This window comes from Hydrogenoanaerobacterium saccharovorans, assembly GCF_016901815.1.
In the GTDB taxonomy this organism is placed as follows: Bacteria; Bacillota; Clostridia; order Oscillospirales; family Ruminococcaceae; genus Avimicrobium; species Avimicrobium caecorum.
This window is the reverse complement of the sequence record NZ_JACSNR010000006.1, coordinates 65,106-83,997: the sequence shown is the minus strand read 5'-3', so window position 1 is coordinate 83,997 and position 18,892 is coordinate 65,106. Positions and strand designations below refer to the sequence as shown.

The window sequence follows — 18,892 nt, the reverse complement described above, 5'->3', positions numbered from 1 at the left end:
CGTCCTCTGAAATTTTATTCAGAGGACGGGATTTTTGTTTTGTCCTCGAAAAGAAAGAGGGTTATCTGTATGAAAAGAACACTTGCACTGCTCATGGCTTCCGCGCTGATGCTGTCACTGGCTGGCTGCTCCCAGACCGGCGGCAGCTCCTCCTCTGGCGAAGCAGAGACGCTCCGCATCGGCATTATCCAGCCCATGGAGCATGAATCACTGGACGCAGCCCGGGAGGGCTTTGTCCAGGCTCTGGCAGACCATGGCTATATCGATGGCGATACCATCGTGCTGGACTACCAGAACGCCCAGGGTGATTCCTCCGCATTGCTCACCATCAGCCAGCGGTTTGTGGGAGATGACTGCGACCTGGTGCTGGCAATCGGCACCGGTGCAGCCCAGAGCATTGCCTCCCAGACCAGTGAGATCCCTGTTCTGATCACCGCTGTGACCGACCCGGTGGACGCCGGTCTGGTGCAGTCCAGTGAAGCGCCGGGTACCAATGTCACCGGTACCAACGATATGAACCCCATCCGGGAACAGCTGGAACTGATCCCGGAGATTCTGCCCGATGCGCAGACCGTAGGCCTCCTCTACACCAGCAGCGAGGACAATTCGATTCTTCAGATCGAGGAGGCAAAGGCCATTCTGGAGGAGATGAATCTGGACTATGTGGAGCAGACCGTCACCGGCAGCAACGATGTGCAGCAGGCTGTACAGTCCATTGTGACCCGATGTGATGCGATCTATATTCCCACTGACAATACCTTCGCATCTGCCATGCCGCTGGTGGGAAGTGTGGTCATGGAGTCGGGAACTCCGGTCATCTGCGGCGCCACAGGCATGGTGGAAGCCGGCGGTCTGATCACTCTGGGGCTCAACTACTACAACCTTGGCTACCAGACCGGTGAAATGGCAGCCCAGGTGCTGGAAGGTGCGGACCCTGCTTCGATGCCGGTCCAGTCCCAGAACCAGTATGACTATGTGGTCAATGAGGAGATGCTTTCGGCACTGGGGATGGAACTTCCCCAGTCGCTGCTGGAAAAAATGGGCGATGCAGCCTGATTGATTTTTCAAACAGACTGAATGGTGCAGCTTGACAATCATAACATGTATTCTCAGGTTATCCACAGAAACCTCTGCTTTAAATCGGTAAATTGTACAGTTTAAAGTGCAAAAGTGCCGGCTGAAATGCAGCAGAATGCCAAAGAATTGCCGCCGATATTGACAGGGGTCTGCAGTGAGGATATAATGCAGAAAAAGCAATAATAGGGGACCAGTAGTGAGCAGTTCAGAACATTCAGAGAGCTTCCGGTTGGTGAAAGAGAAGTATGTTCCTTGCTCCCGAATACACCCCTTAGCTGACCGGTGAAAGACCTCAGGGTCCGGGTAGCCGGCTCCGGGTCCGCCCGTTACAGCGCAGGGTATTCTGCAAAAAAGGCACGATACCCGTCGAGGTCGGTCTCCGTGAGGAGCCGATAAATAGAGGTGGTAACACGGGAATTTCTCCCGTCCTCTGAAATTTTATTCAGAGGACGGGATTTTTTGTTCCTCTGGGAAAGAAAGAGGGAAATGTTATGAAAAAGTTTGGCCTGGCAATGACAGCAATGCTGCTGGCAGTATCAATGACTGCCTGTGCATCGAACCCATCGGATTCCGGGGAGCAGAAACTCCGGATCGGCATTATCCAGCCAGCGGAACATGCCGCACTGGATTCGGCCCGGGAGGGATTTGTGGACGCCCTGGCAGACCATGGCTATGTGGACGGGGAGACCATTGAGATCGACTATCAGAATGCTCAGGGTGATTCCTCCGCACTGCTCACTATCAGCCAGCGGTTTGTAGGCGATGACTGTGACCTGGTACTGGCAATCGGCACCGGCGCTGCCCAGAGCATCGCCTCCCAGACCAGTGAGATTCCCGTGCTGATTACTGCGGTGACCGACCCGGTGGATGCCGGCCTGGTCCAGTCCAATGAGGCGCCGGGCACCAATGTCACCGGTACCAACGATATGAACCCTATCCGGGAGCAGATGGAGCTGATCCGGGAGTTTCTGCCCGATGTGCAGACCGTGGGCCTGCTCTACACCAGCAGCGAGGACAACTCGGCGCTCCAGATCCAGGAGGTCAAGGCTGTCCTGGAGGAGATGAATGTGGGCTATGTGGAGCAGACTGTCACCGGCAGCAATGATGTGCAGCAGGCTGTACAGTCCATCCTGGGTAAATGCGATGCCCTGTATATTCCCACGGACAATACCCTGGCAGCTTCGGCGGCACTGGTAGGATCTGCGGCGCAGACAGCCAAGATCCCGGTATTCTGGGGAGAGGGGAACTGTGTGGCAGAAGGAGGACTGGCCTCGCTGGGACTGGACTACTACAATCTTGGCCGGCAGACCGGCGAGATGGCAGTGGAAGTCCTGGAAGGTGCTGATCCGGCAGTCATGCCCATTCAGTCGCAGAGCGATTACAGTTACACAATCAGCAAATCCATGGCAGAGGAGATCGGAATCGAAATTCCGGAGCATTTGCTGGAATTTGCGGAATAACAGTGAGAAAAGAGGCAAGCAATGCTGAATATAGTACTAGGCGCAGTTTCATTGGGACTGCTTTGGGCAATTATGACACTGGGTGTATTTCTCACCTACCGGATTCTGGACTATGCCGACCTCACAGTGGAGGGAAGCATTACAATGGGAGCTGCCATTGCGGCAAGGCTGATCTATGACGGAGTGGACCCTGTCCTGGCTACTGCCGCTGCCATTGCAGGCGGTATGGCAGCGGGATGGGTTACTGGAGTCCTGCATACCAAGCTGAAGATTCCCGGGCTGCTCTCGGGCATTCTCAGCATGATTGCCCTGTATTCCATCAATATCCGGATCATGGGAAAGGCGAATATCACCCTGCTCAAGAGTGATACCGTCTTTACAGGCATCTCGGCACTGGGGATCACCGGTCAATGGGCTGTGATGCTGGTAGGGGCCGGTCTGACAGCCGCAGTGATCCTCTTCCTCTACTGGTTCTTCGGCACCGAGCTGGGCTGTGCCATCCGTGCCACCGGCGACAATGAGAAAATGGCACGGGCCCAGGGGATCAATACCGATACCATGAAGCTGCTGGGCCTGATGCTCAGCAATGGTCTGGTGGCATTTTCAGGAGCACTGATCGCTCAGAACCAGCGCTATGCCGATATTACAATGGGCCAGGGTGCCATTGTGATCGGCCTGGCATCGGTCATCATCGGTGAGGTGCTGTTTGACCGGGGCGGCTTCCTGCGGCGTTTCTTCTCTATGGCACTGGGCGCAGTGATCTACCGGATTATCATAGCCTTTGTCATTGAGCTGGGAATGCAGCCTACAGACCTGCGGTTGTTTACAGCCATTACCGTAGCGGCAGCGCTGTCTATCCCCAATATCCAGGGGAAGGCAATCACCCTGTTCCGGCCCCGGCGTGTTTCAGCTGGCTGTGCCGTACAGAGCAAGTAATGGGGGAGGGACTATCTATGACTGATATGCTGCAGATTACCAATCTTCACAAGACGTTCAATCCCGGTACCCCCAACGAGAATCATGTGCTCAAAGGGGTGTCACTGACGCTGAAGGAGGGGGACTATGTCACTGTTATCGGCGGAAATGGCGCTGGAAAGTCCACTCTGCTCAACAGCATCGCCGGTACCATCGGGGTGGATTCCGGCGAGATCCGCATCGATTCGGTGGATGTGACCCGCCTGCCGGAACACAAGCGTGCCGGATTGCTGGGCCGGGTGTTCCAGGACCCCATGCAGGGCACTGCTGCCAAGATGTCGGTATCAGAGAACCTGGCACTGGCTGCCCGGCGGGGAAAGCACCGGGGACTGCGCTGGGGCCTCCCCAAAGGGGAAAACCAGGAGTTCATCAAGGCGCTGGAAATGCTGGGTCTGGGGCTGGAGCGCCGGCTGGATGATAAGATCGGGCTGCTCTCCGGCGGTCAGCGCCAGGCGATCACACTGATTATGGCGACGATGCAGAAGCCGAAGCTCCTGCTGCTGGATGAGCATACCGCCGCGCTGGACCCCAAAACAGCGGCTAAGGTGCTGGATATTACAGATCAGGTGGTGAACCAGAGCCAGCTCACAACCCTGATGATCACCCATAACATGAATGATGCCATACGCCATGGCAACCGTCTGATCATGATGGACGAGGGACGGATTATCCTGGATATTCAGGGCGAGGAGAAAAAGAAGCTCACCGTGGATCAGCTCCTGAAGCTGTTTGCTCAGGCCGGAGGAGAGAATGCACTCTCCGACCGGATGCTGCTGCACAACTGATAGGATTGTCTGAATCCAGTCTTTCAAATATCGGGAAAGAGCCGCTGCAAAACGGCTCTTTTCTTTTTGCTTTTTATTCCGTTTTCGGATCGGACTCTGCCTCACCCACAGCGGCAGAGGCGCCTCTATAAAAAAGACCGTCCCCCGGGAAGTTCCGGAGGACGGTCCGCAGAAGAGAGGATTTATGGAAAAAGTCAGCTGTGAATCACAGCCTGTACTTTACGGCGAACGATCAGCGCCATGACAAAGGCCACAGCGGAAATGGCACAGGCAGCCAGGAAGGCCATGGAGTAATCCCCGCCGGTGCTGAGCTTGACGGCAATCTGCGGGCCAGCCAGACCGGCAAAGCCGAAGGCCAGATACATCACGCCATAGTTTTCGGTGACATGAGCCGCACCGAACAGGTCAGCGGTGATGGGGGTGATGGTACTGCCGAAGCCGCCATAGCAGAGGGCAGTCACAGCCAGACAGACCACAGCTACCATCATGGCATCGGAAACCGCCAGGACTCCCATGGCGATCACCGGCAGACCGCAGATGATGCAGAGGGTGATATACTTGTCAAAGTGGTCGGTGACAATGCCCCAGAGGAAGCGTCCGGACATGCTCATAAAGGACATGATGGACACATAGAAGGCCGCCTGAGTGGCAGTGAGGGCAAAGCTCTCCTGCATGATGGCAGACACCTGACTGATGACCATCATACCGGAGGTACAGCCAAAGGCAAAGGCAACGATTGCCACATAGAACATGGCAGTTTTCACCATACCGGCCCGGTCGAGGTCATAGACCGAGCGGGCAGCCCGGCCCGCGCCGGCGGAACCGGAACCGCACTTGTATTCCAGATAGCCCTGGGGAACCGGCTGGATCAGCATGGCAACGGCGAAGATGACCACCAGAGCGGCACCGCCGGCCACAGTCAGGGCAAAGGAGAGACTGCGGCTCTCGATCATACCGGCGAGCATCGGGGACAGGAAGATGGACGCGCCGCCATAGACACCGGCGATAATGCCCGAAACCGAGCCCCGCTTATCGGGATAGAGGCTTGCCATATAGCCCATGATGGTGGGGTAGATCAGGCCGGAACCCACGCCGGTACCCAGACCGAAAGCCAGGAAGAAGACCGCCATGGAGGTGGTATAGCCGGAGATCACATAACCGGCGCCGAACAGAATACTGCCCAGGGCGATGGTGCGGCGGGTGCCCAGTTTTTTGATGAAGCCGCCCAGAATGGAGGGGCTCATGGTAGAGGAGAGCACTGTTACAGTATAGCAGAGCACGACAGTGGACTTGACCGCGTCGCCGCCCAGCAGGGCAATGAACGGGGACTGGAGTACCGACCAGGTATAGGCCAGGCCCACAAAGAATGCCCCCACCAGACAGCAGGCGAAATAGAACTTCCGCCGCTCATCGAGTTTTTGATAGTCCATTACAGCAGTGTCAGTCATCGCAGCGATCCTCCCGGTCATATTCTTCCAGGATCTTGGTCATCTGGATAATGCGCCGGCTGCGCTTTTCCGCATACTTTTCCGGGGACGGATACTTGAGCAGACCCTCTCCCGCCCGGACACCGGTCTTGCCTTCGGCAATGAGCTTTTCACCCAGCGGAATGGACTGGGTATCATTACAGAGGCTGGGCAGTACGTCCTTGGCAACCGTCATGGGGATTTCCAGACCCACAAAGTCCCACAGGGCAATGGGACCCTCAAAGCCGAACCGCAGACCATCGGTATACCGGATGGCGTTTTCGGCATCTTCCGCCGAGATCCAGCCCTGATCGATCATGTAATAGAGTTCCCGGTTGATGACTGTCGCCAGACGGTTGACAATAAAGCCGGGCACAAAGTGACGCAGTACCGCCGGTTTCTTGCCCGCATATTCCAGCAGACCCCGGACAGCCGCAGCAGTTTCCTCCGAAGTCTTGGGGCCGCAGACCACCTCGATCAGCTTCATCAGATGGGGCGGATTGAACCAATGGGTGATGATGAGCCGTTCCGGATGGCTGACGACATCATCGCACACCGAGAAAATATCCATACCCGAAGTATTGCTGGCAAAGATGCAGTCCTCCCGGCAGCTCTCGTTGAGCAGGGCATAGATCTGCCGCTTGGCCTCCTTGTTCTCATAGATGACCTCAAAGGCACAGTCGATCGCCTTGCCCACCGACGGAATTCCATCGTTGGTCATCACATGGAGATTCTTCCGGACTGTCTCCCGGTAGCTTTCATCTGCCATGCCGTTGTCCTTCAGAATGTCGATGGCCCGGTCAATCTCCCGCAGGGCATTGTCCAGATACTCCTGCTTGAGGTCGGTCATATAGACGGTCAGACCCTGTGCCGCCATGACCTGCGCAATCCCCCGGCCCATGACACCAGCTCCCACAACCAGTATCCTGTACTCACTGAAATTCTGTTTCATACTGCACATTCCTTTCCGAATTCTTTGTTAAAAATATATCACCAAACCGGGCGGTGTGCTCTTAGAAATCTCCTAACGGTATTAGACAATCTCTAATAAACCCGCTATAATAAAGGAAAGAAAGGGATGGGATCGCCATGGAATTACAAAAACTCAAATGTTTTGTGGCAGTGGCAGACAAACTCAGTTTTACCCGGGCCGCAGAGGAACTCTATTTTTCAGTGCCCACTGTCACCCATCATATCAAGAGCCTGGAGGAACAGATGGGTGTCCAGCTCCTGTTCCGGGATAAGCATTCGGTGCGTCTAACCCCCGCCGGAGAAACCTTCTATCCGGTGGCCCGGGATATTCTCTCCAAACTGGACGCCGTCACCCGGCAGATCTCCCAGGAACGGGATTTTGAACTGCTGCGCATCGGCTGTACCTCCCATGCGGAAATGGTGATGCTCACCTCCGTCTTTACCCGGTTCCGGCTGCGCTATCCCAATATCCTGCCCGATATCCAGATCGCCAACTTTGATCAGATCCTCGACCTCTTCGAGGACGGACAGCTCAATCTGGCCTTTGTTACCGACAATATGCTGCTGCGCCGCCAGGAGGGCTATCAGTTCCACCGGTTCTGCCGCAAGGGAGGGTTTGCGGTACTGCCGTCGGAGCATCCGCTGGCAGCCCGGGACTCCATCTCCTTTTCCGAGCTGGAAAAGCAGGTGATCATCCGCATGGGCAATGCCTATGTGCCCTTCAATACCGGCAATCCCCTCACCCGGCTGGTACAGCTGCACGAACTCAGCAACCGGGACATCTACTGCGATGACGACCGCATGATGATGTCCTTAGCCAAGGCAGGCTATGGCATTGCTGTGCTGCCGGGGTACTGCATTCCCGAATACGCGCCGCTCATCGGGCTCACAACGGTTCCCATCCAGGAGAGCCAGCAGCTGATCTATGGGGTGGTGTCCCACAAGGGACGGCTGCGGGAGAGCTGGCGGTACTTCCTGCACCTGGCAGAGGAAAAGCTCCTGCGGGACCCCACCTCCACCCGTCTGGACCCTGCGGACACCCCGCCTGCCCCCTGACCTTCGCTGCCAGCTGCTGAACCCTTCCCTGCCAAGAGGACAGCAAAACAATACCATTTCCTCTGACCGGCAACACACAGACTGCCGGTCACTTTTTTGCGCTGCAAGGCATCCGGTTCAAATGAAAGGCTCCTGGAAGGAGGCCTTTTTGCGCGCCCGGCAAAGCATTTTTCCGGGCGAAAATGCGGATGCGCCATAACCGAAGCGCTGTATCATAATCAGCGGGATAGTTTTTGACTATGGCTTGCCTAAAGATTTATGTATTTTACCTTCCCGGAATTTGCGCTTATAATAGGGGACATGGAAACGAAATTGCGCATTCTGTATTCTGATAGAAAACAATCTTGGAGGAACGAACAATGCTGAATATTAAATATGATATTGTGGGCTCTTTCCTGCGGCCCGAACCCATCAAGAAGGCCAGAGCAGAATATGCCCAGGGCAAGATCACCCTGGAAGAACTGCGGAAGGTAGAGGACGCAGCCATTGCGGATCTGGTGTCCAAGGAAGTGGCCCATGGCCTGAAGATCGTGACAGACGGTGAGTTCCGCCGGCGCTGGTGGCATCTGGACTGGCTCAAGGAGTTCGATGGATTTACCACCGAGCATCTGGACAAGGAGCGCAACGGCGTAGTCAACCACATTGAGCTGGGCTATGTGTGCGGCAAGATCCGTTATGATGCCAGCCGTCCCCATGCTGAGGTGCAGGCCTATGACTTCCTGCGCAGTGAGGCTGCAAAGTATCCGGGTGTTATTGCCAAGAAGTGCATCTCCGGCCCCAATATGATCCTGGTGGATAACTATCTCCAGCTCAACCGGCGGAATGTTCCCTATTATGGCGAGAATGTGGATCTGCTCATTGAGGATATTGCCAAGGCCTATCAGGATGCCATCCAGGACTTTTATGCCCATGGCTGCCGCTATCTGCAGATTGATGACACCTCCTGGACCTATCTCATTGACGAGGAGTTCCAGAAGAAGATCGCCGGATTCGGTTATGACAAGGCCGAAGTGCTGGAGTGGTTCCGGAAGGTTTCCACCAAGGCGCTGGAGGGCCATCCGAAGGATATGGTAATTGCCAGCCACTTCTGCAAGGGCAACTTCAAGGGACATCCGCTCTTTGCGGGCTTCTATGATTCTGTGGCGCCCACCATTGTGCAGATCCCCTATGACGGCTTCTTTGTAGAGTATGATGATGAGCGTTCCGGTTCCTTTGAGCCCTGGGCTCCGCTCAAGGACAGCGGCAAGACCTTTGTAGCGGGTCTGATCTCCACCAAGAAGGCAGAGCTGGAGGACCACGACTATCTCAAGGCCCGGTATGAGCAGGCCAAGGCAGTTGTAGGCGATAACATTGCCCTTTCGCCCCAGTGCGGATTCGCATCGGTAGAAGAAGGCAACTGCATCGATGAGGATACCCAGTGGAAGAAGATTGACCTGCTGGTATCCTGCCGTGTCTTCCTGTAATCCGGAATCTGACAATTTATATTGAAATGGAAAAAGCAGAGGAGAAACTTCTCCTCTGCTTTTTGTATAAAGAAAACCACTCGCTAGGCGAGTGGTTCAAAAGAAGGCTTTTGCCGATCATGAGGACAAGAAAAACTCCCTTTGCTAGAATAGAAGTGCGGTCTGGCAACTGCACAAAGAAGCAAAGGGAGGTCACTCAGAATGAACGACAGTAATAGTTTAGCGCATACGAAATGGAATTGCAAATATCATGTGGTATTTGCTCCAAAGTATCGGAGGAAAGTAATCTATAAAGAAAAAAGAGTAGAGATAGGGAAAATCTTAAGAATGCTGTGTGAGTGGAAAAGCGTAAGAATCATAGAGGCAGAAGTATATCCAGATCACATTCATATGCTTGTAGAAATCCCGCCAAAGGTAGCGGTATCAAGTTTCATGGGATATCTGAAAGGGAAAAGCAGCCTGATGATATACGAACAGTTCCCGGAACTAAAATACAAGTATAAGAACCGAGAATTCTGGTGCAGAGGGTATTACGTTGATACAGCAGGCAAGAATGCAAAAAAGATCCAGGAATACATACAGCAACAATACGAAAAGGACAAGGCTGGAGAACAGTTAACGATGCCGAATTTCTAAACAACCCGTTTACGGGTAGCAAGTAGCAAACTCCATGCAGGTGTCAGATCGTATCTACGTGACGTGACACGTGGTCAGCAACATAGGGCTATGCCCGTCATGTGAAATACCCCCGGCTCCGCCGGGGGATTTTTATTTACTGCTTACAGGGAAGAAGCAGGGGGAGATTTCGGGTAGGCACGCCGGATCAGTGAGGTGAGCCCCTCTTCAAACAGGCAGCCGAAGGGAGCACAGCCGGGATTATCCAGGGCAATCAGCTGCCCCTGCCCGTCAAACAGGACACAGCAGGCGTCATCTGAGATGATCTCGTCCAGACTCCGGGTGTCATAACACAGCTCCCAGGGCACTGTCTTGTAGTTTTGCCTATTGCGCAGCTCTTCTGCCGCCTGATGGGCCTGGCGCTGGATCTCGGCAGGGCAATCGGGCTTTGCCGCCAGTGCGGTAAAGAGCGGGTGAAGCTGCTGTGTATCGCAGAACAGATCGCCGCTGCGGATGAAAGGCAGGTCATCGGGCGAATAGGGATAGTAGACCGAATAGGGGAGCCGGGCATTGCGCAGCATGGCACAGGCTTCATCGGCCTGATCGCCCCAGCGCACCACCAGCATGAGGTGCCGCAGGGGAGTGATCTCATCCAGCACGGCGGGACTGATGTCCTCTGGGCGGCAGAAGAGGAAGAAGGCACTGTCCGGATGGCGCTCGATCAGCGGAAGCAGTTCCAGGAGGTTGCTATGGGACAGGAGAATCCAGCTGTAAATCCCCAGTTCCTTCCCTTCGGACACAGCACGGTTATACTGGGGGAGATGCTGGGAGCAGTGGGGTTCCTCCATCAGGAAGAGCACGGTCCAGGGAATATTGAAGCCCAGCTGTGCCTCATTGGTACGGATGCGCTGGGCACCCCAGGTGCAGCTGTTGTAGCCGAGGTTCATGCCGAATGTCACCAGATGTTCCTGGTCAATGTGGTTGGCGGCGTCCTCCACCAGGGCATAATAGGCGCTGCCCTCATGTTCCAGCATGGTCTGGGCAGTCCGGAAAAACCGGCTCTGGAAACGCACATCCGAAAAATGCAGAGCCATGTCCACCACATTCCGGATGCTTCGTTTGGGGTCGTCCTGGAGTCCTTTGAGGGTCTGGCGGACTGTGGTTTCGATCAGAATGCGGGACATACTGTTTTCCATAGAGAGGGCTCCTTCCTGGTAAACTGCGTTATGTTTGCTAGAAAAAAGTTTAGTATATTGCTCCTGTATGAGCAATGGACATTTTGACCGGTTTGTCCCAAAAGGTAACGGCGCAGGGGGCATGTCGCAATTTGGGACTGCCGGTTGTCCCCGGCGGTTTCTTTTCAGCGGAGTTCCTTGTGCTGTGCGCCGGAAGAAACTATAATAGGAAATCAGGAGGGCGGATCTGCGCCGCACGGTAGGTTTGCCGAAAATAGATAAATAGTTGAAAAACAGCTGCTATATTGGTTCTGGGAGGTGAGCGCAATGAGCCGGAAGATTCTGATTGCCGACGATGAAAGCGATATTGTAGCCATGCTGGGCAGCTTCTTTGAAAGCAGGGGCTTTTGCGTCCTGCGTGCATCCAATGGAGCGGAGGCGCTCCGGCAGGCGGAAAAGCAGCCGGACATCATTCTGCTGGACATCAATATGCCCGGAACAGACGGACTGGAGGTCTGCCGGAGAATCCGGGATTATATATCCTGTCCGATCCTGTTCCTGACCGCCCGGATTGAGGAGGCTGACAAGGTGAAGGGCTTTGCAGTCGGGGGCGATGACTACATCGTGAAGCCCTTTTCGCTGGCGGAGCTGGAGGCACGGGTGCAGGCCCATCTGCGCCGGGAGGCACGGCACAGCATAGAGGCGCAGCTCCGGTTTTCGGGGGACCTGACGATTGACTATTCTGAGCGGTGCCTGTATTTTGACGGACAGCGTGTCAGCCTTGCGAAGAAGGAATTTGAGATTGTAGAGCTGCTGTCACAGAACCCGGGGCAGGTCTTTGACAAGGAGCGGATCTATGAGCGCATCTGGGGCTATGACAGCGAGGGGGACAGCAGTGTGGTAGCGGAGCACATCCGCAGAATCCGCACCAAATTCGCTGCCCATACCGACCGGGTCTATATTGAAACTGTCTGGGGGTGTGGATACAAATGGGTCAGATAAACCGCCTGTCGCTGCGCAAAAGCCTGGTTGCCTATATTGCCGCCTTTCTCGGGCTTGCGGCGATCCTCTCGGCTGTGACCTTCGCCGTCTGCGGGAATACCGCTGAAAGCATTCTGGCGTCCTATCCGCCGTCCGGCGAAAAGTACTACCTGACCAACGAGCAGGGGGAACAGCTGGGCGAAGGCGCCTACATTGGGAAAGACCCTGTTCCCATGACCGAACAGGACGAGCGTATGATCGAAGTCCTGGAGGCTTTTCCGGTTGCGGCAGCCCCGGTTTATACGGCAATCTGTATCATTGCGGCGGCGATGCTGTTTTACCGGAACAGGCTGAGGAAACCGCTTGCCGAACTGCGGGCCGCCTCGGAGAAGATTGCGGACAATGACCTGGATTTCTCGGTGGAGTACCGCAGCGAAGACGAACTGGGGCAGCTTTGCAGGTCCTTTGAGATCATGCGCGGAACCCTTGCGGATAACTTCACCAAAATGTGGCGGCAGGTGGAGGAGCGCAAAGCCCTCAATGCTGTCTTTGCCCACGAGCTGCGTACTCCCTTGACGGTGCTCAAGGGCTACAATGAACTGCTGCAGGGCAGCGATGATCCCCGGACACGAGAGACCGCTGCCACAATGGGCCGGCACATCACCCGTATGGAAAGCTATATCAGCAGCATGAGCAATCTCAGGCGCATGGAGGAGGTGCAGCCGGAATACAGGCTGACCGCTCTGCAGCCGTTTTTGTCTTCACTGTATGACAGCGCCAAAATTGTATGCGTACAGAACGGGAAAACCCTGCTTCTGCAGAATGATATATCCATTGCTGTGCTGTCTGTGGACAGCGGCTTTGTATCGCAGGTGTGCAATAATCTGATCTCCAATGCGGTCCGGTATGCCCGGAGCACAGTGACACTGTCCTTTGCCATGCAGGATGGCGGGCTGTTGCTCACTGTATCGGACGATGGAGAAGGCTTTGCTCCGGGCAGCCTGCAGAAAGCCACTGATCCGTATTATACCGGGGAGAGCAGCCATTCCGAGCATTTCGGACTGGGGCTTTATATCTGCCGGCTTCTCTGCGAGCATCACGGCGGCTTTCTGCAGATCCGGAACACCGCAGATGGGGCAGCTGTATCCGCCTTTTTCAAAGCGCCTGCCTTGTAGATAAAAAGTAGAGATTCTCCCGCTATACTCTCCATGAAACCACATGGGGAGTATTTTTATTGCTCCCTGTGAAGAAAGGGGCTTATTTATGGAACTCAAGACAATCGGACTGACCAAGAAATTCGGCTCCAAAACCGCTGTGGATCATCTCGACCTCACCCTGACAAATGGCGTATATGGGCTGCTGGGGGCGAATGGCGCAGGGAAAACGACGCTGATGCGACTGCTCTGCGATATTCAGGAACCCACTTCAGGGCAAATCCTTCTTGACGGCAAGGAGATAGCGGGATTGGGCGAAGCCTATCGGGACTGTCTGGGGTATCTGCCCCAGCAGTTCGGGTATTATCCGGAGTTTTCGGCGCTGGATTTCCTGCTCTATATCTCGGCGTTGAAAGGTCTCGGGGAGAGCACAGCCCAAACGAAGTCCCGGGAGCTGCTGGAAGCGGTGGGGCTGTCAAAGGAGGGCAGACGCAGGATCAGAACCTTTTCCGGAGGCATGAAGCAGCGTCTGGGGATTGCCCAGGCCATGCTCAATGACCCGCATATTCTGATCCTGGACGAGCCGACAGCGGGGCTCGATCCCAAAGAGCGGGTCCGGTTCCGCAATCTGATCAGCGCCTTTTCCAAAGACCGCATTGTGATCCTGTCAACGCACATTGTTTCGGATGTGGAGTTTATCGCGGAGGAAATTGTGATGATGAAATCCGGGCGGGTGATTCACTTTGGCAATCCTCAGGAGATCACATCGGAAATAGAGGGTCAGGTGTGGGAATGCACGGTTCCGGCGGCCTCTGCGGAGCGTTACGCGGCAGCTTATAACACAAGCAATCTGCGGAACATCAGCGAAAATCAGACTGTCCTGCGCATCATCGCTGACCGTCCGCCGATGGAGAATGCGGTCCGGGTGCAGCCAACCCTGGAGGATCTGTATCTGTACTATTTCAAAGGGGGCTATGAAAAATGAAAAGGCTGATTTACTTCGAACTGCGGAAGATCTTTTCAAGGCGGCTGGCTCAAATCGCCCTGATCGGAGTGCTGCTGTTTACTGCCCTGCTCTCCATTACCACATACCGGAACAAGTACGCCTATGATCCCTATATCGGTCAGGGCTCCGGGAAAGCGGCGGTGGAAATCGACAAAGCAGCTGCGGCAAGGTATGAGGGGGTACTGACCGATGAAACGGTGCGGAAGATGATGTCCGATTTTGCACCGGCCTCGGATCTGCATGGAATGAATGCGGTCTATCTGTACCAGAATGCCACGCAGTCGGCTGCTTTTGCCCGCTTTGCCAACCAGGACGGCAGCTGGAACGGACAAACCGTTTCCGATGTATTCGGCGATGAAGAGATCCGGATCGGCTATGTGGATGGCTGGCTTTCCACCAGCCAGAATATGGCGAGAAGCTTTGTGGCACTGGCACTTGCAGTCATTGTAATGACCGCTCCGGTCTTTTCAGGCGAGTATGAGGGAGTCGACAATATTATACTGACAAGCCGCTATGGCAGAACCAGATGCACCGCCGCCAAGGTAACTGCCGGGGTTTTTGCCGCCATTTTCGCCACAGCGCTGACTGTGGCGCTGAACCTCATTCTGGCGCTTCTCTTCTATGGCACAGAGGGGCTGGACTGCAGCATTCTGTTTGCCTCCATCGATTATGTGGAGGGGTTTATTCCATTCAATATCACCTGCGGGGCACTTGTGAGCTATCAGGTGCTGCTGGCGTTCACCTGCACTCTCAGCACAGTCGGGGCAACGCTGCTGGTTTCTGCCATGAGCAAAAACCAGGCTGTCGCCTTTGTTGTGTCCATGGCAGTTTTTCTTTTCCCCGCCTTGGTGCCGATCACAGAAGCCAGTCCGCTGTTCCGGTTGGTGGGGCTTCTGCCGCTGTACCATGTTCTGGCGGTTGCGCTCCTGTCGGTGGAGCAGATGGGGAATGGCCTGCTCTATGCGGTGTGGGCAGTCCCGGCAGCGCTGTTCTTCCTGGGGGTAGGCGCAGTGTTCTCCCGCCGTATATTTGCCAGACACCAGATTGTGTGAAAAGCAGAGCAGCAGCTGCCCGCCTGCAATAGAAAAACCGTCCCTTACCGGAATTCCGGCAGGGGACGGTTTTTCTGCTCACCAGAGGGATTTATCCCTGGCGCAGGTCATACAGATGTTCATTTTCCAGAATGTCCCGCCGGTTCAGACGGCGCATCATAGTATCAAAGGCTGCTGCTGCCCGTTCCAGCACAGCCTGTTCCGATACCTGGGTCAGGCGGCGATGCTCCATCATCACCTGGCCATCCACCATCACCCAGTCCACATCCTGACCCATGGCATGGTAGACCAGACGCTGCACCGGCATTACGCCAAAGGGCGCCAGATGCGGCTGCATTACATCAACCGCAATGATGTCTGCCTTCTTGCCCGGCTCCAGCGAACCGATGAGATGATCCATTCCCAATGCCCGGGCCGGTTCGATGGTGCAGAGCTCCAGCACCCGTCCGCAGGGCAGCAGACTGCCGTCCTTGTATCGGTACCGCTGCAGCAGCTGGATGTTCTTCATATCCCGCCAGAGGTCATAGCTGCGGTCTGAGGCAGTGCCGTCGGTGACAACCGCCAGATTGACCCCCTGCTCCAGCATCTCCATTACCCGGCAGTGTCCGGTGATGTTGCTGTGGGTGGTGGGGCCGTGGAATACATAGGCGCCGGTTTCCGCCAGAATCTCCAGCTCCCGGTCACTGTATCCGGTGCTGTGTACCAGCGAAAGCCGGGGAGTCAGTACCTCCGGGGTGGTGTCATACAGGAACTGTACATCACCGCCATAGGCATGGGTGTGCAGCGGTACATCATATTCCCGGGTCAGACGGTCCATCTCCCGGTTGTGCCGGATGTTCATCTCCCGGCTCTCATCCGGGCGCAGTCCCATCCGTCCCGGCGCTACAATAAAGATCTGCCGCGGATGCCGTCCGTTGTAGCGGCGGAGGGTTTCCTCGGTGGTTTTCCAGGCCATTTCGGGGGTGACTTCATACTCCCGGAAACTGCCGTCTGCCTCCCATACCCGGGCCCGCTTGGGGAAGGCTCCATAGGCGCTGCCGATGCCGGTCAGCTGCCGAATTCCTACCGAAGCAGAACCCTCCAGATTGGCACCCACCGGCTCAGGACGGTCAATGCGCGGTGTGCTGCCCAGCATGCTCACCGCTGTGGTGGTGCCGAACTTGAGCCGCTCTGCCGCTGCCAGTGCACCTTCCGCATACCAGAATTCCTCATCGGTACAGCAGTAGTAGATTTCCTGGGCCATATCCTCCCAGTCCTCCCGGTGTTCGCCCAGGGTTTTGATCAGGCAGTGTCCCGCGTGACCGTGACCATCCACCAGTCCCGGAAGCAGAACAAGCCCCTTCAGTGAGATGTGCTGCCGGGCCTGGGGCAGTTCGCCGCCCAGTTCCTCCATCGGTCCCAGAGCCGCAATCCGGTCTCCGGTGATGGCAATATAGCCCTTCTCCCAGATGTGATGCTCCGGGTCCACAGGGATCACCATGGCATCGGTAAGCAGAATGTCATACATGGCTGTCTCCTCCTTTATTCGGGGGCTTTTTTTGGCTTTATTCTAACATCCGGCCCGACAAAGTTCAAGGCTCTGCTGTCCCTTCGTTCGGGTGAGATTTCTTGAAACCCTTGTCTTTGGGGTATAGCCGTCCGGTTTTATCCGGATTGACTGACTTTTCTAGTGCCAGATGACAGAATTGGCTTCTTTGAATGTACGCAGGAAGCGGTTCTCCGCACCTGTTTTTGCGGCATAGAGGACGAGGAAGATCCTTCCCGGAAGTGATAATGGAAACAGTTTCCCAATTTTGTTACAATTTTTGGGATATTAACCAAAAATTCATAGCTTATTGACATATAGGGAAGGCTGATAAATTTTACTGATATTAAACAATTAGTGCTTTTTGTACAAAAATCCAAGAAAAGGTGGAGATGGTATGGAATATATTTTGCAGACCGATAACCTATCGAAAGTTTATGGAGAAAAAACAGTTCTGGATCATGTGAGCATTCATGTGCCGAAGAAGTCGATCTATGGTCTGGTGGGAAAAAACGGAGCGGGAAAAACCACACTGATGCGTATTGTCTGCGGTCTGGCACAGCAAAGCGAAGGCAGCTATACACTGCTGGGAAAGACAAATGACAACACGGTGCGCAGTCACATGGGAATGCTGATTGAAAAACCAGGCATCTATGAGCACATGACAGCGTTAGAAAATTTGCGCTATTTTTCGCTGCTGTTTGGTCTTAAATCCCAGGATCATCAGAAAATACTGGAAATGGTTGGACTGCAGAACGCTGGGAAAAAGAAAGCGTATCAGTTCTCTCTGGGAATGAAGCAGAGATTGGGCATTGCCATTTCGCTGTTGGGAAATCCGGATCTTCTCATTCTTGATGAGCCGATCAATGGCCTTGATCCGGAAGGCGTATATGAGATGCGCAGGATGCTGGAGACGCTGAATCGTGAAAATGGCACCACAATCATGATTGCCAGCCATATCCTGAGTGAGCTGTATAAGCTGGCAACGGATTATGCCATTATCGACGGCGGACATCTGATTGACGAGTTCAGCAAAGAAACTTTGGAAAGCGTGTGCAGCAGCGGTGTCCATGTTATGGTTGAGCCGGAATACCTGCAGGAGGCAAAAACACTCATTGCAGCGCGTTATCCGGATGTTCCCTGCGAGATTCTTTCCAATCAGAGCCTGCGTTTGCATGAGAAAATCAACCCGGCGGATCTCAATCAATTCCTGGTTGAAAACAAAGTGCGTGTATGTGGTTTGGGAGCCAACGATGGCGATATTGAGAAATTCTTTGTAGAAAAACTCTCGGGGGGGCAGGCAGTATGAAAAATCTAATCCGCGGACATATTTATCAGCTGAAAAAAGACAATTTCTTTTTTGGATGTCTTGCTTTCAGCCTGGCTTTTCTGTTTATGTCGATCCGATTCCTTTCCCCGGGGCCTGAAACAGGCGTTGTTCCGGGGACAGAAAGTCTGTTTAGCACATTCATGGGTGGAGATATCGTTCTCTATGCCTTTATGCTGCTTACAACCAATATGATTGCTGAAGCCTATCGCTCCGGCGTGATGAAGAATATCATAGGACGGGGTATCCCGAAGGAGCAGTACTATCTCTCGATTGTTTTCGTAATATCTGCTGCATATTTGCTGGAAATGCTGATCAGCAGTATCGTTATGGGAGGTATTGCAAGCAGCAGATTCGGCATGGGGACAGTCCTTTATCCTGGTTACTATGCGCTTTCCGCAGCAGCACGCATCCTCTTTGTAATGGCATACATCAGCTTTGCGGTTACAATGGCGATTTTCACCAGGAATGCAATTACAGGCGTTATTTTGGGCCTTGTGATTCCCAATATCCCGCAGATTGTGGAAATGGTTCTGAGCTTTTTGAAGATTCATATCAGCCTTGACTTTCTCAAAATTTCCACATATATGCCGTCTGTTTATGAAGCATCGAATGATTTGTCATCGTTCCTGCCGTGCTTCATTGTATTGTGCGGATACTTTGTTGTGTCTGTTTTCATTGGGTTCAGACTCTTGAGGCGTCAGGATGTCAAGTAATTTAACCCTGGGTCTGTACAGCACGATATTTCCTGGCTTTGCGAATTTTATCGGAAACTCCAGATCCGGCGGATCAAGGAATGGAGA

16 protein-coding genes, 1 pseudogene and 2 other annotated features (1 of these 19 running past the window's edge) are annotated in these 18,892 nt (G+C 54.3%); of the genes and pseudogenes, 13 read left to right on the top strand and 4 right to left on the bottom strand.

Annotated elements, in window-relative coordinates; genetic code table 11:
* Nucleotides 1–10, top strand: a binding site (T-box leader) (it extends 251 nt beyond the left edge of the window).
* Between the two features lie 59 nt (nucleotides 11–69).
* From H9X81_RS07060 to H9X81_RS07045, 4 genes are all read left to right on the top strand, one after another.
* Nucleotides 70–1,056, top strand: a complete 987-nt coding sequence (locus H9X81_RS07060) for an ABC transporter substrate-binding protein (RefSeq protein ID WP_204720873.1) — start codon at nucleotides 70–72, stop codon at nucleotides 1,054–1,056.
* 191 nt (nucleotides 1,057–1,247) lie between these two features.
* Nucleotides 1,248–1,511, top strand: a binding site (T-box leader).
* 57 nt (nucleotides 1,512–1,568) lie between these two features.
* Nucleotides 1,569–2,537, top strand: coding sequence for an ABC transporter substrate-binding protein (locus H9X81_RS07055; protein WP_204720871.1), 969 nt, complete (start codon nucleotides 1,569–1,571; stop codon nucleotides 2,535–2,537).
* A gap of 21 nt (nucleotides 2,538–2,558) precedes the next feature.
* Nucleotides 2,559–3,473, top strand: coding sequence for an ABC transporter permease (locus H9X81_RS07050; RefSeq protein ID WP_191391899.1), 915 nt, complete (start codon nucleotides 2,559–2,561; stop codon nucleotides 3,471–3,473).
* A gap of 26 nt (nucleotides 3,474–3,499) precedes the next feature.
* Nucleotides 3,500–4,297 carry an ABC transporter ATP-binding protein gene (locus H9X81_RS07045; protein ID WP_204720979.1) on the top strand — a complete coding sequence of 266 codons (798 nt, stop codon included), beginning with the start codon at nucleotides 3,500–3,502 and terminating at the stop codon, nucleotides 4,295–4,297.
* Nucleotides 4,298–4,491: 194 nt separating this feature from the next.
* On the opposite strand, the gene H9X81_RS07040 is transcribed toward H9X81_RS07045, so the two are convergent.
* Both H9X81_RS07040 and H9X81_RS07035 read right to left on the bottom strand, forming a co-directional pair.
* Nucleotides 4,492–5,745 (bottom strand): MFS transporter, encoded by a 1,254-nt coding sequence (locus H9X81_RS07040; protein WP_243424066.1) that lies wholly within the window; start codon nucleotides 5,743–5,745, stop codon nucleotides 4,492–4,494.
* A complete protein-coding gene (locus H9X81_RS07035) occupies nucleotides 5,738–6,715 on the bottom strand; it encodes a 3-hydroxyacyl-CoA dehydrogenase family protein (protein WP_204720869.1) in 978 nt (325 codons plus the stop codon). The genes H9X81_RS07040 and H9X81_RS07035 overlap by 8 nt, the downstream gene beginning before the upstream one ends.
* A 137-nt stretch (nucleotides 6,716–6,852) precedes the next feature.
* On the opposite strand from H9X81_RS07035, the gene H9X81_RS07030 reads away from it, so the two are divergent.
* The 3 genes and pseudogenes from H9X81_RS07030 to tnpA all read left to right on the top strand — a co-directional run bounded on the left by H9X81_RS07030 (nucleotide 6,853) and on the right by tnpA (nucleotide 9,916).
* Nucleotides 6,853–7,791, top strand: a complete 939-nt coding sequence (locus H9X81_RS07030; RefSeq protein ID WP_204720867.1) for a LysR family transcriptional regulator — start codon at nucleotides 6,853–6,855, stop codon at nucleotides 7,789–7,791.
* Nucleotides 7,792–8,150: 359 nt separating this feature from the next.
* Complete coding sequence (locus tag H9X81_RS07025; protein WP_204720865.1) at nucleotides 8,151–9,254, top strand: methionine synthase; 1,104 nt, start codon at nucleotides 8,151–8,153, stop codon at nucleotides 9,252–9,254.
* Nucleotides 9,255–9,455: 201 nt separating this feature from the next.
* Nucleotides 9,456–9,916, top strand: a pseudogene (tnpA, locus tag H9X81_RS07020) (IS200/IS605 family transposase).
* A 117-nt stretch (nucleotides 9,917–10,033) separates the two neighbouring features.
* Here tnpA and H9X81_RS07015 read toward each other — a convergent pair.
* Nucleotides 10,034–11,065, bottom strand: a complete 1,032-nt coding sequence (locus tag H9X81_RS07015) for a hypothetical protein (protein ID WP_204720861.1) — start codon at nucleotides 11,063–11,065, stop codon at nucleotides 10,034–10,036.
* Between the two features lie 306 nt (nucleotides 11,066–11,371).
* On the opposite strand from H9X81_RS07015, the gene H9X81_RS07010 reads away from it, so the two are divergent.
* From H9X81_RS07010 to H9X81_RS06995, 4 genes are all read left to right on the top strand, one after another.
* On the top strand, nucleotides 11,372–12,046 hold the full coding sequence (locus H9X81_RS07010; RefSeq protein ID WP_204720859.1) for a response regulator transcription factor: 675 nt from the start codon (nucleotides 11,372–11,374) through the stop codon (nucleotides 12,044–12,046).
* The gene (locus tag H9X81_RS07005) at nucleotides 12,034–13,200 is read left to right on the top strand and encodes a sensor histidine kinase (RefSeq protein WP_204720857.1); all 1,167 of its coding nucleotides are present in this window, start codon (nucleotides 12,034–12,036) and stop codon (nucleotides 13,198–13,200) included. Before H9X81_RS07010 ends, H9X81_RS07005 begins: the two co-directional genes overlap by 13 nt.
* Before the next feature lie 88 nt (nucleotides 13,201–13,288).
* Nucleotides 13,289–14,164: an ABC transporter ATP-binding protein gene (locus H9X81_RS07000; protein WP_204720855.1), complete on the top strand. Its 876-nt coding sequence runs from the start codon at nucleotides 13,289–13,291 to the stop codon at nucleotides 14,162–14,164.
* Nucleotides 14,161–15,237 carry an ABC transporter permease gene (locus H9X81_RS06995; protein ID WP_204720853.1) on the top strand — a complete coding sequence of 359 codons (1,077 nt, stop codon included), beginning with the start codon at nucleotides 14,161–14,163 and terminating at the stop codon, nucleotides 15,235–15,237. Before H9X81_RS07000 ends, H9X81_RS06995 begins: the two co-directional genes overlap by 4 nt.
* Before the next feature lie 91 nt (nucleotides 15,238–15,328).
* Here the strand turns inward: H9X81_RS06995 and H9X81_RS06990 are convergent, their stop codons facing one another.
* Nucleotides 15,329–16,744 carry an amidohydrolase family protein gene (locus H9X81_RS06990; RefSeq protein WP_204720851.1) on the bottom strand — a complete coding sequence of 472 codons (1,416 nt, stop codon included), beginning with the start codon at nucleotides 16,742–16,744 and terminating at the stop codon, nucleotides 15,329–15,331.
* 415 nt (nucleotides 16,745–17,159) lie between these two features.
* On the opposite strand from H9X81_RS06990, the gene H9X81_RS06985 reads away from it, so the two are divergent.
* On the top strand, nucleotides 17,160–18,071 hold the full coding sequence (locus H9X81_RS06985; protein WP_204720849.1) for an ABC transporter ATP-binding protein: 912 nt from the start codon (nucleotides 17,160–17,162) through the stop codon (nucleotides 18,069–18,071).
* Nucleotides 18,068–18,805, top strand: a complete 738-nt coding sequence (locus tag H9X81_RS06980) for a hypothetical protein (RefSeq protein ID WP_204720847.1) — start codon at nucleotides 18,068–18,070, stop codon at nucleotides 18,803–18,805. The genes H9X81_RS06985 and H9X81_RS06980 overlap by 4 nt, the downstream gene beginning before the upstream one ends.
* Nucleotides 18,806–18,892: the final 87 nt, after the last annotated feature.